The organism is Nonomuraea sp. NPDC003727 (genome assembly GCF_053586935.1).
The window spans coordinates 69,224-86,546 of the sequence record NZ_JBSFNE010000030.1; the positions used below are offsets into that span (position 1 = coordinate 69,224).

Annotated in this window: 15 protein-coding genes; 9 read left to right on the plus strand and 6 right to left on the minus strand. The window is 72.0% G+C overall.

What is annotated here, in order from left to right:
* Window positions 1–215 precede the first annotated feature (215 nt).
* The 6 genes from ACWDLG_RS41770 to ACWDLG_RS41795 all read left to right on the plus strand — a co-directional run bounded on the left by ACWDLG_RS41770 (window position 216) and on the right by ACWDLG_RS41795 (window position 7,587).
* Window positions 216–1,571, plus strand: coding sequence for a M20/M25/M40 family metallo-hydrolase (locus tag ACWDLG_RS41770; protein WP_449930700.1), 1,356 nt, complete (start codon window positions 216–218; stop codon window positions 1,569–1,571).
* Window positions 1,572–1,706: 135 nt separating this feature from the next.
* The gene (locus tag ACWDLG_RS41775) at window positions 1,707–2,150 is read left to right on the plus strand and encodes a GNAT family N-acetyltransferase (RefSeq protein WP_449930702.1); all 444 of its coding nucleotides are present in this window, start codon (window positions 1,707–1,709) and stop codon (window positions 2,148–2,150) included.
* 107 nt (window positions 2,151–2,257) lie between these two features.
* Window positions 2,258–2,818 carry an ATP-binding cassette domain-containing protein gene (locus ACWDLG_RS41780; protein WP_354911317.1) on the plus strand — a complete coding sequence of 187 codons (561 nt, stop codon included), beginning with the start codon at window positions 2,258–2,260 and terminating at the stop codon, window positions 2,816–2,818.
* A gap of 1 nt (window position 2,819) precedes the next feature.
* Window positions 2,820–5,147, plus strand: coding sequence for a YhgE/Pip family protein (locus tag ACWDLG_RS41785; protein WP_449930705.1), 2,328 nt, complete (start codon window positions 2,820–2,822; stop codon window positions 5,145–5,147).
* Entirely contained in the window at window positions 5,144–5,710 is a 567-nt protein-coding gene (locus ACWDLG_RS41790) for a TetR/AcrR family transcriptional regulator (protein ID WP_449930707.1), read from the plus strand. The genes ACWDLG_RS41785 and ACWDLG_RS41790 overlap by 4 nt, the downstream gene beginning before the upstream one ends.
* Window positions 5,711–5,856: 146 nt before the next feature.
* Window positions 5,857–7,587: an extracellular solute-binding protein gene (locus ACWDLG_RS41795; RefSeq protein WP_449930709.1), complete on the plus strand. Its 1,731-nt coding sequence runs from the start codon at window positions 5,857–5,859 to the stop codon at window positions 7,585–7,587.
* 20 nt (window positions 7,588–7,607) lie between these two features.
* Here ACWDLG_RS41795 and ACWDLG_RS41800 read toward each other — a convergent pair whose 3' ends face one another.
* Window positions 7,608–8,129 (minus strand): cysteine dioxygenase, encoded by a 522-nt coding sequence (locus ACWDLG_RS41800; RefSeq protein WP_449930711.1) that lies wholly within the window; start codon window positions 8,127–8,129, stop codon window positions 7,608–7,610.
* Between the two features lie 64 nt (window positions 8,130–8,193).
* On the opposite strand from ACWDLG_RS41800, the gene ACWDLG_RS41805 reads away from it, so the two are divergent.
* The gene (locus ACWDLG_RS41805; RefSeq protein WP_354911304.1) at window positions 8,194–9,054 is read left to right on the plus strand and encodes a LysR family transcriptional regulator; all 861 of its coding nucleotides are present in this window, start codon (window positions 8,194–8,196) and stop codon (window positions 9,052–9,054) included.
* Window positions 9,055–9,180: 126 nt separating this feature from the next.
* A complete protein-coding gene (locus ACWDLG_RS41810) occupies window positions 9,181–9,819 on the plus strand; it encodes a LysE family translocator (protein WP_449930713.1) in 639 nt (212 codons plus the stop codon).
* A 41-nt stretch (window positions 9,820–9,860) separates the two neighbouring features.
* On the opposite strand, the gene ACWDLG_RS41815 is transcribed toward ACWDLG_RS41810, so the two are convergent.
* The 5 genes from ACWDLG_RS41815 to ACWDLG_RS41835 all read right to left on the minus strand — a co-directional run bounded on the left by ACWDLG_RS41815 (window position 9,861) and on the right by ACWDLG_RS41835 (window position 16,158).
* Complete coding sequence (locus tag ACWDLG_RS41815; protein ID WP_449930715.1) at window positions 9,861–11,444, minus strand: acyl-CoA synthetase; 1,584 nt, start codon at window positions 11,442–11,444, stop codon at window positions 9,861–9,863.
* 34 nt (window positions 11,445–11,478) lie between these two features.
* A complete protein-coding gene (locus tag ACWDLG_RS41820) occupies window positions 11,479–12,627 on the minus strand; it encodes a thiolase domain-containing protein (protein ID WP_354911298.1) in 1,149 nt (382 codons plus the stop codon).
* 27 nt (window positions 12,628–12,654) lie between these two features.
* Window positions 12,655–13,674 carry a lipid-transfer protein gene (locus ACWDLG_RS41825; RefSeq protein WP_449930717.1) on the minus strand — a complete coding sequence of 340 codons (1,020 nt, stop codon included), beginning with the start codon at window positions 13,672–13,674 and terminating at the stop codon, window positions 12,655–12,657.
* On the minus strand, window positions 13,674–14,555 hold the full coding sequence (locus ACWDLG_RS41830) for a Zn-ribbon domain-containing OB-fold protein (protein ID WP_449930723.1): 882 nt from the start codon (window positions 14,553–14,555) through the stop codon (window positions 13,674–13,676). Before ACWDLG_RS41830 ends, ACWDLG_RS41825 begins: the two co-directional genes overlap by 1 nt.
* Window positions 14,556–14,628: 73 nt before the next feature.
* Window positions 14,629–16,158: an acyl-CoA synthetase gene (locus tag ACWDLG_RS41835; RefSeq protein ID WP_449930719.1), complete on the minus strand. Its 1,530-nt coding sequence runs from the start codon at window positions 16,156–16,158 to the stop codon at window positions 14,629–14,631.
* 232 nt (window positions 16,159–16,390) lie between these two features.
* Here ACWDLG_RS41835 and ACWDLG_RS41840 point away from each other — a divergent pair, with 232 nt between their 5' ends.
* Window positions 16,391–17,200, plus strand: coding sequence for a crotonase/enoyl-CoA hydratase family protein (locus ACWDLG_RS41840; protein ID WP_449930721.1), 810 nt, complete (start codon window positions 16,391–16,393; stop codon window positions 17,198–17,200).
* Window positions 17,201–17,323: the final 123 nt, after the last annotated feature.

The window sequence follows — 17,323 nt, forward strand, 5'->3', positions numbered from 1 at the left end:
ATCTTCCCTCGTGTCTGAACTCCCCACAGTGTGCATGCTCACACGGGGTGTTGCCAAGCGAAAGCGTGGCAACACTCTGCAAGAAAACCGGGATTCGCAGAACGCCTCTGTAATATCAACGAAATCCGCATGGCGCGCAAGACCCATTTCCAGCATGCGGAACCTTCTGTGATGCAATGAGGCGTACTGTCCAGAACGACACCGGGGGACAACCCGTGACTCCTGACCAGCTAGAGAGCGCCGTCGCGGCGGGAATGCCCCAGGCCGTCGAGGACCTGAGGCGTCTGGCCTCCATCCCCTCCGTGGCCTTCCCCGGCCACCCCGAGGAGCCCGTCCTCGCCGCCGCCGCCGTGACCGAGGAACTGCTGCGCAGCGCGGGTCTGCCGCACGTCCAGCAGATCCCCGTGGAGGGCAGCTTCCCCGCCGTCTACGGCGAGGCCCCCGCCCCTCCCGGCGCTCCCACGGTGCTGCTGTACGCGCACTACGACGTCCAGCCCGCCGGCGACCCCGCGGCCTGGCGCACCCCGCCCTTCGAGCCCACCCTGATCGACGGCTGCCTGTACGGCAGGGGCACCGCCGACGACAAGTCGGGCATCATCTCGCACGTCGCCGCGCTGCGCGCCTTCCACGGCCGCTTCCCCGTCGGCGTCAAGGTGATCATCGAGGGTCAGGAGGAGTACGCGGGCGAGCGCCTGGAGGCCTTCGTCGAGCGCAACCCCGACCTGCTCCGCGCCGACGCGATCATCGTCGCCGACACCGGCAACCCCCGCGTCGGCGACCCCGCCGTCACGACGTCGCTGCGCGGCATGGCCGCCTTCACCGTCGAGACGCGGACGCTGCGCGAGGCCGTCCACAGCGGTTCCTTCGGCGGCGCCGCCCCCGACGCGCTGGCCGCCCTCATGCGCATGCTCACCTCCCTGCACGACGACAACGGCGACATCCGCGTCCCCGGCCTGCCGCGTGGCACCTTCCTCGGCGCCGGGCCGTCCGAGGAGGAGTTCAGGAACACGGCGGGCGTCGTCGACGGTGTCTCCCTCGTCGGCTCCGGCTCCCTCGCCGACCGCCTGTGGTCCTCCTACGCGATCACCGTGACCGGCCTGGACGTCCCCACGGTCTCCGGCGCCATCAACGCCGTGCAGCCGGCGGCCAGGGCCAGGGTGACGGTCCGCATCCCGCCGGCGGGCGACCCCAAGACGACGCTCGACGCCGTGACCGAGTTCCTGCAGCAGGTCGCACCGTGGGGCGTGAAGGTGAGCTTCAGCGACTTCACGGTCGGCTCCGGATACCAGGCCGACTCGGGCGGGCGCGCCCGCGCGGCCCTCAACGGCGCCATGGAGCGCGCCTTCGGCCGCGCGCCGCGCGACGTGGGCGCGGGCGGCTCGATCCCGCTGGTCAACACGCTGCTCAAGCAGTTCCCCCTGGCGGAGATCCTGCTGTTCGGCGCCGAGGACGAGGACGCGGCGATCCACGCCCCCAACGAGCGGCTGAACCTGGAGGAGCTGCGCCGCGTGGTCACCACCGAGGCCCTCTTCCTGGCGCAGTACGGCGCGCAGTCCGCCGCCGGCGCCTGACGGACGCGACGGCGCGGCCCGGCCGGGGCCGCGCCGCGCAGTGGTCGCGGGCTTTCGCGGCGAAGTGGGCGTGTCGCGCCGGCCCGCCGGTCCCTAGATTGGACCGCCCGTGACCGCATCCACCGGGAAGTGCACATGATCAGCATTGGCAGGCTCCAGCCGTACGACCGGCCCGCCTGGGAGGCGCTGTTCCGCGCCTACATCGACTTCTACCAGCGGACCGAGCCCGACGAGACGTACCGGCGGGCCTGGGAGGAGTTCGAGAAGGACACCAGGGTGCACGCGCTCGGCGCCAGGCTGGACGGCGAGCTTGTCGGGATCACCCACTACCTCTACCACCCCAGCACCTCGAAACCGGACGCGGACGCCTGCTACCTGCAGGACCTGTTCACCGCGCCGGAGGCGCGCGGCAAGGGGGTGGCGCGGGCGCTGATCGCGGCGGTGACCGAGGAGGCCAGGGAGCGCGGCTGCGGGCGCGTCTACTGGCACACCCAGGAGTCGAACAGCACGGCGCGGCGCCTGTACGACAAGGTCGCCGAGAACCGCGGTTTCATCGCCTACCTGATCCCCCTGCCCTAGGCGGCCGGCCCGCCGGCGTGGGCATCATCACACCGGCCGCGGCACTGCCGCGGCTGTCCCATGCGTTACCTTTTGTACTGACTGGTCAGTTCTAAAAGGGAGTCGTGGTGATCGTCGCGAAGGGTCTGTCGGTGCAGGGGGTGTTCGCCGACGTCTCGCTCGAGGCGGGCGCGAACTCCCTCACCGTGGTCGCGGGCCCGACGGGCAGCGGCCGGACGAGCCTGCTGCTGACGCTCGCGGGCCGGATGCGGCCGACGGGGGGCACCCTGCAGGTGGCAGGGCACACCAGGCCGCGCGCGATCCGCAGGGTCGCGGCCCTGGCGCTGGTCGACGGGGTGACCGACTTCGACAAGGCGCTGACCGTCCACGAGCACCTGCACGAGCGCCGCAGGGGGCGCAAGCACCACGCCGAGGCCCTCGAGGGGGCGGGCCTCGAGGTGGATCCGCGGACGCTCGTGCGGGAGCTCGACAGGGAGCAGCGGGTACGGCTCGGCGTCGCGCTCGCGCTGCTCGACTCCCCCGCCGTGATCGTCGCCGACAACATCGACGCCGGCCTGCCGCCCCAGCGCCAGCTCGCGCTCTGGAACCTGCTCAGGGACCTGCGCGCCACCGTGGTCGCCTCGTGCGTGACCCCGCCCGCCCGTCACGACCACCTCGTGGAGCTGTGAGATGAAGGAGTTGCGCCGGTTCTCCCGGTCCCGGCTGACCAGGGCGGCCATCGCCGGCGTGGTGATGCTCCCCCTGCTGTACGCGGGCCTGTACCTGTGGTCGTTCTGGGACCCGCAGGGCCACCTCGACCGGGTGCCGGTCGCCCTGGTGATGGAGGACCGGCCCGCCGACGCCGACGGCAAGACGCTGCACGCGGGCCGGGACCTCGCCGACGAGCTCGCCGAGCGCAAGGTCTTCGACTGGCACGCCACCACCGCCGCCCAGGCCGCCGACGGCGTGCGCGACGGCAGCTACTACCTGTCGCTGACCGTCCCCGCCGACTTCAGCACGCGCCTGGCCTCGCCCGCGCAGGACGGCACGCCCTCCCCCGCCCAGCTCGGCGTCGAGGTGGACACCGGGCGCTCCTACATCATGGGCTCGATCTCCGACGCCGTCTTCAACGAGGTCAGGGCGGCGGCCGCGCAGACCGCCGTACGCGACTACCTCGACCAGGTCTTCGTCTCGATCGGCGACATGCACGACAAGACCGCCGAGGCGGCCGACGGCGCCGACGAGCTGCACCAGGGCGCCAACAAGATCGACAAGGGCCTGGGCAGGACCGAGAACGCCACCCAGCAGCTGTCGGACGGCCTCGGCAAGACCAGGGACGGCGCCCAGCAGCTCACCGTCGGCCTCGGCAGCGCGAACACCGCCACCGGCAAGCTCGCCGCCGGCTCCGCCAAGGTCACCAAGGGCCTGGTCACCGCCCAGGACGGCCTGGCCAAGCTCGGCACCGGGCTGACCAAGCTGGGTGACGGCGCCGCGAAGGTCGCCGCCGGCAACAAGCAGGTCTACGACCAGGTGCACGCCAACGCGGACAAGGTCAACGGCGCCGCCGACACCTACATCCCGGTCCTGGAGGAGTGGGGGCCGCGCGTGGGCGAGGCCGCCGACCGCATCGCCGACGGGCTCGACGCGATAGCCGACGGGCTGGGCACGGCCTCGCCGCAGGGCGCCGACCGGGTGAGCGGGGCGGCCCAGACGGCGGCCGGGCGGGCGCAGGCCGTCCAGGACTATCTGGAGTCGCACCCGGACGCCGACCCCGAGCTGCGGCGCCTGGCCGGCGCGGCGGTCTCCTCGGCGCAGTCGGTCGCCGACAGGGCCGCCGCGATGGGCGGGCAGGACACGGGTTCCGTCTCGCGGGACCGTGTCGCGCAGCTGCAGCGGGAGGCCAGGGAGCTGGCCGCCGGCGCGCGCAAGGTGGCCGAGGCGGCGCCCAAGGTGGGCCCGCAGGTGGCGGCGCTGCGCGAGCAGTACAACCAGCTGGACGCCGGTCTGGCCAAGCTGGCCGACGGCGCGGCGCAGGTCGACGCGGGCATCGCCAAGTCGGGCACGGCCGTCGGCAAGCTGACGACCGGCGTCGGCAAGCTGGCCGACGGATCCCAGCAGGTCACCGACGGCCTCGGCAAGCTCGGCGGCGGGCTGGTGAAGCTCACTGACGGCGCCACCCGGCTGCGGACCGGCGTCGGCCGGCTGAACGACGGCGCCGACCAGCTCCACACCGGCGTCGGCAAGCTGCACGACGGTTCCGGCAAGCTCAGCGACGGCTCGAAGGAGCTGGCCGACGGGCTGTCCGACGGCGTCGAGCAGATCCCCGACTACAGCCGGTCCGAGCGTGACGGGCGCACCGACATGATGAGCGACCCCGTACGGCTGGCGAAGTCCGTCGAGAACGAGGTGCCCAACTACGGCACCGGGTTCGCGCCGTTCTTCGTGCCGCTGGCGCTCTGGGTGGGTGCGATGATCGCCTACATGGTGCTGCGCCCGCTCAACCCCCGGCTGCTGGCCGGTTCGGCGGGCGCGCTGCGGGTGGCGCTGTCCGGCTGGGTTCCGGCCTTCGCGCTCGGCGCCGCGCAGGTCGGCGTGCTGCTGGCCGTGCTGAGGTTCGCGCTGGGTCTGGAGGCGGCGCACTGGGCGGGCGTGGCGGGCCTGCTGCTGCTGGCCACGGGCGCGTTCATGGCGCTCGTCCAGGCGGTCAACGCGCTGCTCGGCGCGCCCGGCAGGGTCGTCGCGCTGGCGCTGCTGATGCTGCAGCTCACCTCGGCGGCGGGCACCTACCCGATCGAGACCTCGCCCGGCTTCTTCCAGACGATCTCGCCCTGGCTGCCGATGAGCTGGCTGGTCTCGGCCCTGCGCCGGCTGATCAGTGGCGGCGATCTCACCGTCGTGTGGCAGGCTGGCGGCGTGCTCACCGTGTTCCTCCTCCTCGGGCTCGCGCTCACGGTCCTCGCCGTGAACAGGGGCCGCACCTGGTCGGTCCAGCGCCTGCACCCCGAGCTGTCGCTGTGACCAGGCCGGAGACCCGCCGCAAGGTGTTCGCCGCGGCGATCGAGCTGATCGCCGAGCAGGGCTACTCGGCCACCACCGTCGACGCGATCGCCGAGCGCGCGGGGGTGGCCAAGGGCACCGTCTTCTACAACTTCGGCACCAAGGAGGCGCTGTTCGCCGCCCTGCTCGACCACAGCATCGAGCGCCTGGCCGCCGCGCTGGGCGAGGCGGCGGTGGGCGACACCGCGCTGGCCGCGCTCGACGCGGCGGTGCGCGGCCAGCTGGAGTTCTTCGAGCAGTACGGCGCCTTCGCCAGGGTGCTGCTGGCCGAGATGTGGCGCACCGCCTGGCAACAGGCGATCGTCACGTTCCGCTCCGAGGTGCTCGGCGTCTACGCGGCCGTGCTGCGCAGGGCCGTCGACGAGGGCGCGGTCCGGAAGGACCTCGACGTCGACACGGCCGCCACCGCCATCTTCGGCATGGTGCTGACCGTCACGATCGAACGGCGGGCGCTGCACCCGGACCGCCCGCTCGACGAGACCCACCGGACCCTGGTCGAGCTCCTCCACGGACGCGTCAGGTAGGCCCCCGCCGGCCCTTCCCGCAGCCGCGCGGGGACCCGCGCCGCCTGCCGATCACCGGCACGAGAACCGCTCGGCGGAGACCGGCCGCCGGCTGAAGCGGGACCTGATCGCGGAACTTCGGACCATGAGAGGTTCGTCGAGATGGTATGAGGCGCAGCTTCGCACCGGTCGTCGTCGTGATCATCGTGGTGGGCGCGCTCATCGTGGGCCTGCGGACCTGGTACGGCGGCATCGACGGCGAAAAGCCCGTGCCGCGGGCGTGCGGGGCCAGGCTGACGGTCCTGGCCTCGGTGGAGAAGGCGGGGCTGTTACGCGAGCTGGCCGCCGCGTACCAGTCGGAGCACTGCGCCGACATCAGGATCACCACCAGCGGCTCGGCGCTGCAGGCCTTCGCCCGGGGCTGGGACGAGCGGCGCGACGGCCCCCGCCCCGACGTGTGGTCGCCCGCCAGCAGCAGCTGGCTGAACGTGGTCCGCCGGCGCACCGAGAAGGGCGGCAAGGGCCGGATCATCGGCGACGACAACCCCTCGATCGCCAAGACCCCGCTGGTGATCGCGATGCCGAAGCCGATGGCGCAGGCGCTCGGCTGGCCGGACAAGGCGATCGGCTGGGCCGACCTCGCGAGGCTCGCCACCGACCCGGCCGGCTGGGCCGCGCACGGTCACCCCGAGTGGGGCCGCTTCCGGCTCGGCAAGACCAATCCCAACTTCTCCACCAGCGGCATGAACGCCACCATCGGCGCCTACGTCGCCGCCACCGGCGGCCTGTCGGGCGACCTGACCGAGGCGGACGTCGCCGCGGCGCGGACCCGCCGCTTCATCCGGGACCTCGAACGCTCCATCGTCCACTACGGCGACACCACGCTGACCTTCCTGTCGAACCTGCGCCGGGCCGACGACGCCGGACACGCCCTCGGCTACATCTCGGCGGTGACCGTCGAGGAGAAGTCCGTGTGGGACTACAACCAGGGCAACCCGACCGGCGACCCCGCCACGCTCGGCCGGCACGCCAGGCCCAAGGTCCCGCTGGTCGCCGTCTACCCCAAGGACGGCACGCTCTACTCCGACAACCCGTTCGCGGTGCTGAGCTGGGCCGGCAAGGCCAAGCGGGCGACCGCCCGCGGCTTCCTCGACTACCTGCGCGCGCCAGAGCAGCAGGCGCGGTTCGCCGCGCACGCCTTCCGCGGCCACGACGGCACGGCGGGCGAGCTCATCACAGAGGACAACGGCCTGCTGCCGCACCAGCCCGCCGCCGTGCTGCGGCCTCCGGCGCCCAAGGTGCTGGACACGCTGCTGCGCAGCTGGGGCGAGCTGCGCAAGCCCGCGAACGTGCTGATGGTGCTCGACACCTCGGGCTCCATGGGCGCCGACGTGCCCGGCACCGGCAGGACCAAGCTCGATCTGGCCAGGCGGGCCGCCGTCAACGCGCTCCCCCAGTTCGGCGGCCAGGACCGGGTCGGCCTGTGGCGGTTCTCCAGCACGCACGCCGAGCTGTCGCCGATGACGGCCATGACCGGCGTCCACCGGGCCGAACTCGCCCGCGACATCCGGAGCCTCTCTCCGAGGGGCGGCACCGCGCTCTACGACACGACGCTGGCCGCCTACCGGCACGTGTCCGCCGTGCGGGAGGGCGAGGCGATCGACGCGGTGGTGTTCCTGACCGACGGCAAGAACGAGGACGCCCACAGCATCGCGCTGGAGGACCTGCTGCGGGAGCTGCGGGAGCGGTCGATCAGGGTGTTCACCATCGCGTACGGCGAGGACGCCGACCTCGACGTGCTCCGCGAGATCTCGGAGACGACCAGCGCGGCCGCCTACGACTCCCGCGAACCGGGCAGCATCGACCAGATCTTCACCGCGGTGACCAGCAACTTCTGACCCGGTCGGCGGCGGGTGGATCAGGCGGGACCCGAGGCGGCCAGTGACCGGACCGGCAGGTCGTAGACGCGGCGGACGCTCGTGCCCGAAAGGCTCAGATCGGCCCCGTAGACGTGCAGCGAGACGCCGATCTCGGCGCTGGTGTTGACCACCTTGTGGATGTCCCCCGGCGGCGCGAACCCCGAGACGTCTCCCGGCGGGTTGTCCGTACGGCCGATCTCGACCAGGTGGTCGCCCATGTCGCGGTAGAGGGTCTCGTGCTCGTTCCCGCTGAGCACGCCGAACGTGCACCACGCCACGTGGTCGTGGATCACCGTCTCCTGGCCGGGCCGCCAGACCACGGTCACGATCGAGAAGTCCTTCTCGGCGTGGCGGACGGTGGAGACGTAGCCGCCGGGATCGCCGAGCCGTTCCTCGGGCGTGAGCAGGTCAGCGGGGTCGGGCAGGTTCGCCCGCAGGAAGTCGGCGACGGCGAACGCGGTGTGGCGCGGGTCGAGCCGTTGGCCGGTGATGTCCCTGATGGAGCGCAGCAGCTTGTCCATGCCTTCCACGCTCCTCTCTCTAGACCGATAGGTCCAACAGAAGTTTTTTGGCATATTCATAGACATGCTTGATGTTGTACGGCTTCGCGTGCTGGTGGCCGTTTCGCGTACCGGCTCGCTCACCGCCGCGGCGAAGGCGCTGCACTACTCGCAACCCTCCGTCAGCCACCACCTGTCCAGGCTGGAGGCCGAGACGGGGGCCAAGCTCGTCGAACGGGTCGGCCGCGGCATCCGCCTCACCGAGGCCGGCAAGCTGCTGGCCGACCGCGCCACGGAGATCATCGGCCGCCTCGACGCCACGGCCGAGGAACTGGCCGCCCATGTCGGCCTGCGCTCGGGCCGCGTCCGGCTGGCCGCCTTCCCCTCGGCGCTCGGCACGTTCGTGCCCACCGCGGCCGCGCAACTGGCCGCCGCCCATCCCGGGCTCCAGCTCACGCTCACCGAGACCGAGCCACCCGAGGCGCTGCGGCTGCTGCGCGCCGGACGCGTGGACGTCGCGGTGATCTTCCGGTACGACGACACGGCGCCGGAGGACAGCGGGATCGGCATGACGCACCTGCTGGACGACCCCAGCTTCCTCGTGACGCACGACGGCCACGGCACGCTCGCCTCGCACGCGACCTCGCGGTGGATCGGCGGCTGCGACCGGTGCCGGAGCCACCTGCTGGAGCTGTGCGCGCAGGCCGGGTTCGAGCCGACGATCTCGTTCACCAGCGACGACATCGTGGCGGTGCAGGCGCTGGTGGCGGCGGGGATGGGCGTGACCGTGCTGCCGGGGCTCGCCCTGCGCGCCCACCGCCACCCGGCGGTGTCGGCGCAGGAGATCCCCGGGTCGACGCGGCACGTGTACGCGGCCACCTACGGCGCCCTTCCCCTGCCGCCCGCCACCGCCGCCCTCCTCCACGCCCTCCGCGCCGCCTGCTGACCCCGCTCACCGTCCGGCCGTCCCGGCGCCCTCGGCCGGGGTCCGGGCGGACCACGCCCGTCGAGCCGGGTCTCGTCTGGCGAAATGCCGTTGTCCTCGGGGAACGGCGGTTCTTACCATGGCGGCATGCCGGATTTCGCGACACTCGCCCTCTTCTGCCTGGCCACGATGGCCCTCCTGCTCGTGCCGGGACCCGCCGTGGTCTTCATCGTGACCAGGAGCGTCGCGCAAGGGCGGGTGACGGGGCTGATCTCGGTGCTCGGCATCCACACCGGCTCGATCGTGCACGTGGCGGCCGCCGCGTTCGGCATCAGCGCGGTGCTGGCGGCCAGCGCGACGGCGTTCACCGTGGTCAAGTGGCTGGGTGTCGCCTACCTGGTGTGGCTGGGCGTGCGCAAGCTCATGACCAGGTCCGACAACGGCGAGACGGCGACGTTGAGCAGCCACTCGAGGTCGAGGGTGTTCTGGGAGGGGTTCGTGGTGAACGTCCTCAACCCGAAGACCGCGATCTTCTTCCTGGCGTTCCTGCCGCAGTTCGTGAAGCCGGAGGCGGGGCCCGTGGCGACGCAGATCGTGCTGCTCGGCGTGGTGTGGATGGCGCTCGGGATGCTCAGTGACGGCGCCTACGCCCTGCTCGCCTCGGCCCTGTCGGGACGCCTGCGCCACTCGGCCCGCGCCCGGCGCCGCCTCGACGTGAGCAGCGGTGTCGTCTACCTGGGCCTCGGCGCGGCGGCCGCGTTCACGGGAGAGCCCGCCAGGGCCTGACCCCGGCGCGCGACGCGGGTCACCGTTCCCGGAGGCCCGCGTCATCGACGGCCGAGGACCTGCTCCCTGGCCCAGCGGTAGTCCGCCTTGCCCGCCGGCGAGCGCATCATCTCGTCCACGAACGCGTACGTGCGCGGCACCTTGTACCCCGACAGGCTGCTCCTGCAGTGCGCGTCCAGCTCCTCCTCGGTGACCCGCATGCCCTTGCGCGCCTCGACGACCGCCGCGACCCGGTTGCCCCACCGCTGGTCGGGCACCCCCGTCACCACCGCGTCGAACACCGCCGGATGCCCCTTGAGCACCGCTTCGACCTCTTCGGGGAAGACCTTCTCGCCGCCGGTGTTGATGCACTGCGACCCGCGCCCGAACACGCTGATCGTGCCGTCGGGCTCGACCGTCGCCAGGTCGCCCGTGAGGAGCCAGCGGGTCCCGTCCTCGTCGGTCACGAACGTCCGCGCCGTCTTGTCCGGATCGTTGTAGTACCCGAACGCGATCCGGCCCGCCTTGGCCAGCGTGCCGAGCACGCCGGGCTCGACCGGCCGTAAGCGCTCGTCGAGCACGGCCAGCCGGGTCGCGCCGGCCGTGTTCGGCTGGTAGCGCAGCCCCTTCTCCGGAGTGGAGCCCGCCACGCCGGAGGCGGTGAACCCCGACTCGGTGGAGCCGAAGTTGTCCAGGATCATGGTGTTCGGCAGCAGTTCCTGGAGCCGGTCGCGCACCGCGCCGCTGAGGATGGCACTGGTCGAGCTGATGACGAACAGCGACGAGAGGTCGTGGTCGCCCGCCGCGATCTCGTCGGCCAGCGGGCGGGCCATGGCGTCGCCGGTGATGTTCATCGACAGCACCTTCTCCCGCTCGACCGCGCGCAGCACGTCGGCGGGGTCGAACCTGCGGACGTACACCATGGTCGCGCCCATCCACCAGGCGATGAACGTGGCCATCTGCGTGGCTCCGTGCATCAGCGGCGCCACGGCCATCATGACGATCGGGTCGGCCTTGACCGCCTCCTCGATGACCTGCTCGGGGGTCTCGCGCGGCTCGCCGTACGGGTTGCCGCCGCCGAAGCCCATGAACAGGTCCTCGACGTGCCACATCACACCCTTCGGCATGCCGGTGGTGCCGCCGGTGTAGATGATGTAGAGGTCCTGGCCGGACCGGGGCTCGAACCCGCGGGTGTCCGGCTGGTTCTCCAGCGCCTCCTCGTACGGCACAGCCGTCGCGACGGCCGACCGGCCGCCCACCGCGATGAGGTGGCGCAGCTCCGGCGCCTGGGACGCGACGGCGGCGACGCGCGCGTCGAACTCCACGTCGTAGACGAGGGCGGCGATGCGGGAGTCGGTGTAGAGGTAGAGGAGCTCGGCCTCGACGTAGCGGTAGTTCACGTTCACGGGCACGGCGCGCAGCTTGAGGGCGGCCAGGAGCGTGGCGATGTGCTCGATGCCGTTGTAGAGCTGCATGCCCACGTGGTCGCCCTGGCCGATCCCCTGCTCGCGCAGGTGGTGGGCGAGGCGGTTGGCGTGCGCGTCGAGCTCGGCGTAGGTGAGCCTGCGCTCGCCGCAGACCACGGCGACGCGGTCCCCGATGGCGTCGGCGAGACCTTCGAACAGGTCGGCGTGGTTGAACTCCATCGGGCCTCCTGGCATGCCTCTCAGCGAACGGGTGTCAGGGTTTGTCCGAGCCGACGATCCACATGGCGAAGAACTGGGCGCCGCCGCCGTAGGCGTGCCCGAGGGCCCGGCGGGCCCCGTCGACCTGGTGTTCGCCGGCCGTCCCTCGCACCTGCAGCGCCGCCTCGGCGAAGCGGATCAGCCCCGAGGCGCCGATCGGGTTGGAGGACAGCACGCCGCCGGAGGCGTTCCACGGGATGTCGCCGTCGAGGGCGGTGGCGCCCGACTCGGTGAGCTTCCAGCCCTCGCCCTCGGCCGCGAATCCGAGGTTCTCCAGCCACATCGGCTCGTACCAGGAGAACGGCACGTACACCTCGGCGACGTCGATGTCGCGCCGCGGGTCGGCGATGCCGGCCTGGCGGTAGACGTCGGCCGCGCAGTCCTTGCCGCCCTGCGGGTTCACGGTGTCGCGGCCGGCGCGGAAGATCGGCTCGGACCGCATCGCCGTACCGTGGACCCAGGCGGGGCGGCCGGTGACCGCGGACTCCGACGCCAGGACGACGGCGCACGCGCCGTCGGAGGAGGGGCAGGTCTCCAGGTAGCGGATGGGCTCCCACAGCATGGGCGTGGACTCGACCATCTCGCGGCTGATGCCGGGGATCTTCAGGTGGGCGTAGGGGTTCTTGAGCGCGTTCTGGCGGTCCTTGACGGCGACGAGCGTGCCGACGTGGCCGGGCGCGCCGGTCCTGCGGATGTACTCGCGGATGTGCGGGGCGAAGTACCCGCCCGCCCCGACGACCAGGGAGGAGTTGAACGGCAGGTGGGTCGACAGCGCCCAGGTGGCGTTCGACTCCGACTGCTTCTCGAAGGCCACGACGAGCACGCGCTCGTGCACCCCGCCCTGGATGAGGCTCGCCCCGACCAGCGCGGTCGAGCCGCCGACGCTGCCGGCGGTGTGGACGCGCATCATCGGCTTGCCCGCCGCGCCGAGGGCGTCGGCGAGGTAGGACTCGGGCATCATGACGCCCTCGAACAGGTCCGGCGCCTTGCCGATGACGACCGCGTCGATGTCCTTGAACGTCAGGCCCGCGTCCTCCAGCGCGCGGAGCGCGGCCTCGCGGACCAGGCCGGCGATGGAGACGTCCCTGCGCTTGGTGGTGTAGTGCGTCTGCCCGACGCCGATCACCGCACAACGGTTACCCATGCCGCTCACCGCTCCTCGTCCGACTGGTCATCCCGCCTCCATCACGGTCACGAGGTTGTGCTGCAGGCAAGGGCCGCCGGCGGCGTGCCCGACGGCACGGCCCGCGGCGCCGTCCATGATCCGCTGGGCCGCCTCGCCGATCCTGATGAGCCCGGTCGCCATGACCGGGTTGGCCGACAGCGCCCCGCCCGACGGGTTGATCACCGTCGAGGACGGCAGCTCCAGCGCCTCCCGCAGGATGATCTCCTCGTGGCTGAAGGAGGCGTGCAGTTCGGCCACGTCGACGGGCCCCTTGCCGACCCCCGCCGCGCGGGCGGCGTCGGCGGCGGAGGCGGACCTGGACAGGTCGCGCACGCCCAGGTAGTGGGGTTCGATGCGGTGCGCGATGCCCCTGATGTAGGCGGGGCGGGAGCAGATGCGCCCGGCCAGGTCGCCGGCCGCCAGCACCACCGCGGCCGCGCCGTCGGTGATCGGCGCGATGTCCCACTCCTTCAGCGGCTCCACCACGAACTCGCCCTCCTCCAGCGGCAGGTGGAGGGCGTTCGGGTTGGTCAGGCCGTCCGTACGGCTGCGCCTGGCGATCGCGTCGAGCTCGGCTCGGTCGGCGCCGAGCGCGCCGGCCTGCAACGCGGCGAAGGACAGCTGGTCGAGCCCGAGCGGCTCCAGGTAGTAGGGGTCGAGCTGGAGCGTCATGATCGTGCGCAGGTCGCCGAGCGACGACTTGCCGAAGCCGTAGACGAGCGCGCTGTCGACGTCGCCGTGCTGGAGCCGTACCCACGCCTCGTAGAGCGCCCACGCCCCGTCCATCTCGACGTGCGACTCGGAGATCGGCGGCCACGCGCCGAGCGCGTCGAGCGCGGAGACGAACGAGAACGGCGCGCCGGCGAGGTAGTCGCACGAGCCCGAGCAGGTGAACCCGAACGTCGACAGGCCCGACTGCTCCCGCACCGCCCTGATGACGGGCAGGATCAGCTCGGGCTCGGACAGTCCCGTGTCGTGGGCGGTGTGCCTGGTCTGGGCGAAGGCCACGACGGCCACGTCACGCATCACAACTCCACGTCCGGCTCGCCGGTGGGGGCGAACCACTTGATGTTCGACATCGAGAGCGTGCGCTCGTCCTCGGGCACCCAGACGGCCCGCACGCGCATGCCCTGCCGTACCTCGTGCGCGGGGATCCCGCCGACCAGGGCGATCATCGGGATGTCGGCGCCGTCGAGCAGGATGTAGGCCGAGACGAACGGGACCTCGGGGGCGCGTGGGTCGGGCAGGTTGTTGATCGCGAAGGTGGTGATGGTGCCGGTGTCGGGCAGCGTCACCTCCTCGCTGATCGGGTTGCCGCACCCGGGGCACGTCAGGCGGTACGGCACGTAGACCTTGTCGCAGACGGCGCACCTGCCGCCGATGAAGATCCCGTCCCTGACGCCGTGGAGGAACCTGGTGAGGGCCGGGCTCGCGGTCAGCTTGTAGGCCGTCCTGATCGGCGAGACGATCTTCGTGACTTCGGGGGCGAAGTGGGAGATGTCGGTGATGTGGCCGGTGCGGGTGGCGCGCCAGACCGGGCGGACCCGGGTGCCGGGCGGCAGCGCCTTGGGGTTGCCCGCGTCGACGGCGTGGACCAGTGCGGTGTCGGCGCCGTCGAGCTTGATCAGGGCCCAGGCGAAGGGACGGTCGAGCGGGTGGCCGTCCAGCGGCCGCCGCACCCATGCCGAGGCGGTGACCGTACCGGCGGGCCCGACCTCGACCCACTCGCCGGTGACGGGATCGCCGGTGGCGGGGTCGTACTCCAGCGGCGGCACCAGCGTCCTGCCCTCGGCGGTGCGCACCCCCACGAGCCTGCCGTCCCTCAGCTCGGTGAGGAAGCGGCCGATGACCGGTCCCGTCGTCCTGGTGTAGCCGCCGGGGAACTCCAGCACATGGTCGGCGGTCAGCGCGCCGGTCTGCCCGTCTGCTGTCGGCCCTTCGGCGGTCGGCGCGCCGGTCGTCGGCACGCCGGCGTCCGGCTCAGATGGCACGGTCACGGCCCTCCCAGTACGGCGCGCGGAGCTTGCGTTTGTGCAGCTTGCCGTTCGGCTCGCGCGGCATCTCCTCGATGAAGTCGATCGACTTGGGCCACTTCATCCTGGCCAGGCGGCCCTCCAGCGCCCTGAGGATGTCGGCGGCCAGTTCGGGGCCGGGGGCGACGCCGGGGGCGGGCTCGACGACGGCCTTGATCTGCTCGCCCCACTCCTCGTCCGGGATGCCGAACACGGCCACGTCGGCGACCGAGGGATGGATCATGATCTCGTTCTCGATCTCGGCGGGGTAGATGTTCGCCCCGCCCGAGATGATCAGGTCGGCCTTGCGGTCGCACAGGTAGAGGAACCCGTCCTCGTCGAGGTAGCCGATGTCGCCGACGGTGAAGTGGTCCTGGAGCCTGCCGGCGGCGGTCTTGGCCGGGTCGCCCTTGTACTCGAAGGCGACGCCCATCATCTTCATGTAGATGGTGCCGGGCGTTCCGGTCGGGACGGGTTCCCCCGCGTCGTCCACGATGAGCAGCTCGCTGATCGGCCACGCGGTGCCCACGGTGCCCGGGTGCTTCTTCCAGCCGTCGGGCGTGGCGATCGTGCCGCCGCCCTCGGTGGCGGCGTAGTACTCGTAGATACAGTCGCCCCACCACTCGAACATCGCCCACTTGACCGGGACGGGGCAGGGGGCGGCGGCGTGGATCATCCACCGGAGCGACGACAGGTCGTACTTCGCGCGGGTCTCCTCCGGCAGTGACAACAGGCGCTTGAAGTGCGTCGGCACCAGGTGGGAGTTGGTGACCCGGTAGCGCTCGCACAGGCGGAGCGTCTCCTCGGCCTCCCATTTGTCCATGTAGACGAGCATGTGGCCCATGTGCAGAGCCGTGCCGCCGAACTGGGTGACGGCGGTGTGGTAGTTGGGCGAGGTGACCAGGTGGGCGTTGGGCCTGCCGGGCGTGATGCCGAACAGCGTGAGCAGGAACGTCATCAGCTCGGCGCCGTCGTCGGGGTCGAGGCCCGACAGCTTGCGCCTGACGCCTTTGGGCTGGCCGGTGGTGCCCGAGGTGTAGTGCATGGTGGCGCCGGCCGTACGGTCGGGGGGCGCCGTGGTGGGACGGCCCTCCGTCAGCTCCTCGACCCGCCGGAAGCCGGGGATGTCGCCGAAGGCGAACGAGGCGCCCTCGACGAGGGGTTCGGCCTGGTGGAAGCGGGGGTGCACGAAGTAGGCCCTGGCCTCGCTGTCGGCCACGATGTAGGCGATCTCTGGGGCGGCCAGGTGCCAGTTGATCGGCGTGTAGTACCAGCCCGCCTGCAGCGCCGCCAGGTAGAGGACGAGACCGTCGACACCGTTCGGGACCAGACCGCAGATGCCGTCACCTGGCTGGAGGCCGAGCTCGCGCAGGCCGTGGACGAGCTGGTTGGCCCGGGCGAGCAGATCTCCGGCGCGGTGTTCGGTGCCGTCGGGATCGACCGCGGCGATCCACTCGGGATCAGCCTGTGCCAGCCTCCAGAAACCGAGCGTGCCCATAGGGATCTCCCTCAACACGGCAAACGAGAACCTGTTCTCGTTTGTGACGGCAGACTAACGCGGGCCCGGCAGCCTAGCAAGCGCTTGATTATCGCCGGAGCACCGACGAGGACGCCACGCCCCCACGATCGGCAACCTCCCGGCGCGACGCAAGACCCGCCCTTCCGCCGGACCGGCATCCCTGAGAGGATCAGCTCTACCAAGCGCTTGGTTTATGACGTGGAGGTCAGCCATGGACGTCCTGCCGATCAGCACCCCCCACTGCCGCGTCGAACGCGACGGCCACGTGGTGATCGTCACCATGAACCGGCCCGAGGCCAAGAACGCCCTGTCCTCCGACATGCTCATCGGCCTGGCCTCCGCCTGGGCCTACGTCTCGGCCGAGCCAGGGGTCCGCGCGGCCGTCCTGACCGGGGCGGACGGCACGTTCTGCGCCGGCGCCGACCTCAAGGCCATGGGCCGGCCGTCCGCCGACCCCGAGGTCCAGGCCAGGGCCGCGGCCATCCCGAACTTCCACTGGAAGGGGCTGCTGCGCGAGGACCTGCCCACCAAGCCGATCGTGTGCGCGGTGGAGGGCTACGCGGTCGCGGGAGGCACCGAACTGCTCGTCGGCACGGACCTGCGGGTGGTCGCCGAGTCGGCGACGCTCGGCCTGTTCGAGGCCAAGCGGGCGCTGTTCCCCATGGGCGGCAGCGCGATCAGGCTGCCCCGCCAGATCCCCTACTGCCACGCGATGGACCTGCTGCTCACCGGGCGCTCCGTCACCGCCGCCGATGCCCTGTCCATGGGGCTGGTCAACAGGGTCGTCCCGGACGGCCGGGCGCTGGCGGTGGCGCGCGAGATCGCCGACGACATCGCGGCGTCCGGGCCGCTGGCCGTCCAGGCGATCCTGCGCACCTACCGGGACACCCTCGGGCTGCCGGAGCCGGAGGCGCTCAAGGTCTCCGACGAGTACGGCTGGCCGGTGATCGGCTCGGCGGACGCGAAGGAGGGCGCGCGCGCCTTCAAGGAGAAGCGCCCCGCCGCCTTCGAGGGCCGCTGAGCCACCGTCGCGAGCCACTGCGCCACCGTCGAGCGCCGCTGCGCCGCCGTCCCGGGCGCTGAGCACCGCCGTCCCGGGCGCTGAGCACCGCCGTCCCGGGCGCTGAGCACCGCCGTCCCGGGC

Bases quoted from the DNA above. Each gene is read 5' to 3' on its own strand.
- ACWDLG_RS41775 (WP_449930702.1), top strand. From the start codon at position 1,707: ATGATCAGCATTGGCAGGCTCCAGCCGTACGACCGGCCCGCCTGGGAG.
- ACWDLG_RS41785 (WP_449930705.1), top strand. From the start codon at position 2,820: ATGAAGGAGTTGCGCCGGTTCTCCCGGTCCCGGCTGACCAGGGCGGCC.
- ACWDLG_RS41795 (WP_449930709.1), top strand. From the start codon at position 5,857: ATGAGGCGCAGCTTCGCACCGGTCGTCGTCGTGATCATCGTGGTGGGC.
- ACWDLG_RS41800 (WP_449930711.1), bottom strand. From the start codon at position 8,129: ATGGACAAGCTGCTGCGCTCCATCAGGGACATCACCGGCCAACGGCTC.
- ACWDLG_RS41805 (WP_354911304.1), top strand. From the start codon at position 8,194: ATGCTTGATGTTGTACGGCTTCGCGTGCTGGTGGCCGTTTCGCGTACC.
- ACWDLG_RS41810 (WP_449930713.1), top strand. From the start codon at position 9,181: ATGCCGGATTTCGCGACACTCGCCCTCTTCTGCCTGGCCACGATGGCC.
- ACWDLG_RS41815 (WP_449930715.1), bottom strand. From the start codon at position 11,444: ATGGAGTTCAACCACGCCGACCTGTTCGAAGGTCTCGCCGACGCCATC.
- ACWDLG_RS41820 (WP_354911298.1), bottom strand. From the start codon at position 12,627: ATGGGTAACCGTTGTGCGGTGATCGGCGTCGGGCAGACGCACTACACC.
- ACWDLG_RS41825 (WP_449930717.1), bottom strand. From the start codon at position 13,674: ATGCGTGACGTGGCCGTCGTGGCCTTCGCCCAGACCAGGCACACCGCC.
- ACWDLG_RS41835 (WP_449930719.1), bottom strand. From the start codon at position 16,158: ATGGGCACGCTCGGTTTCTGGAGGCTGGCACAGGCTGATCCCGAGTGG.
- ACWDLG_RS41840 (WP_449930721.1), top strand. From the start codon at position 16,391: ATGGACGTCCTGCCGATCAGCACCCCCCACTGCCGCGTCGAACGCGAC.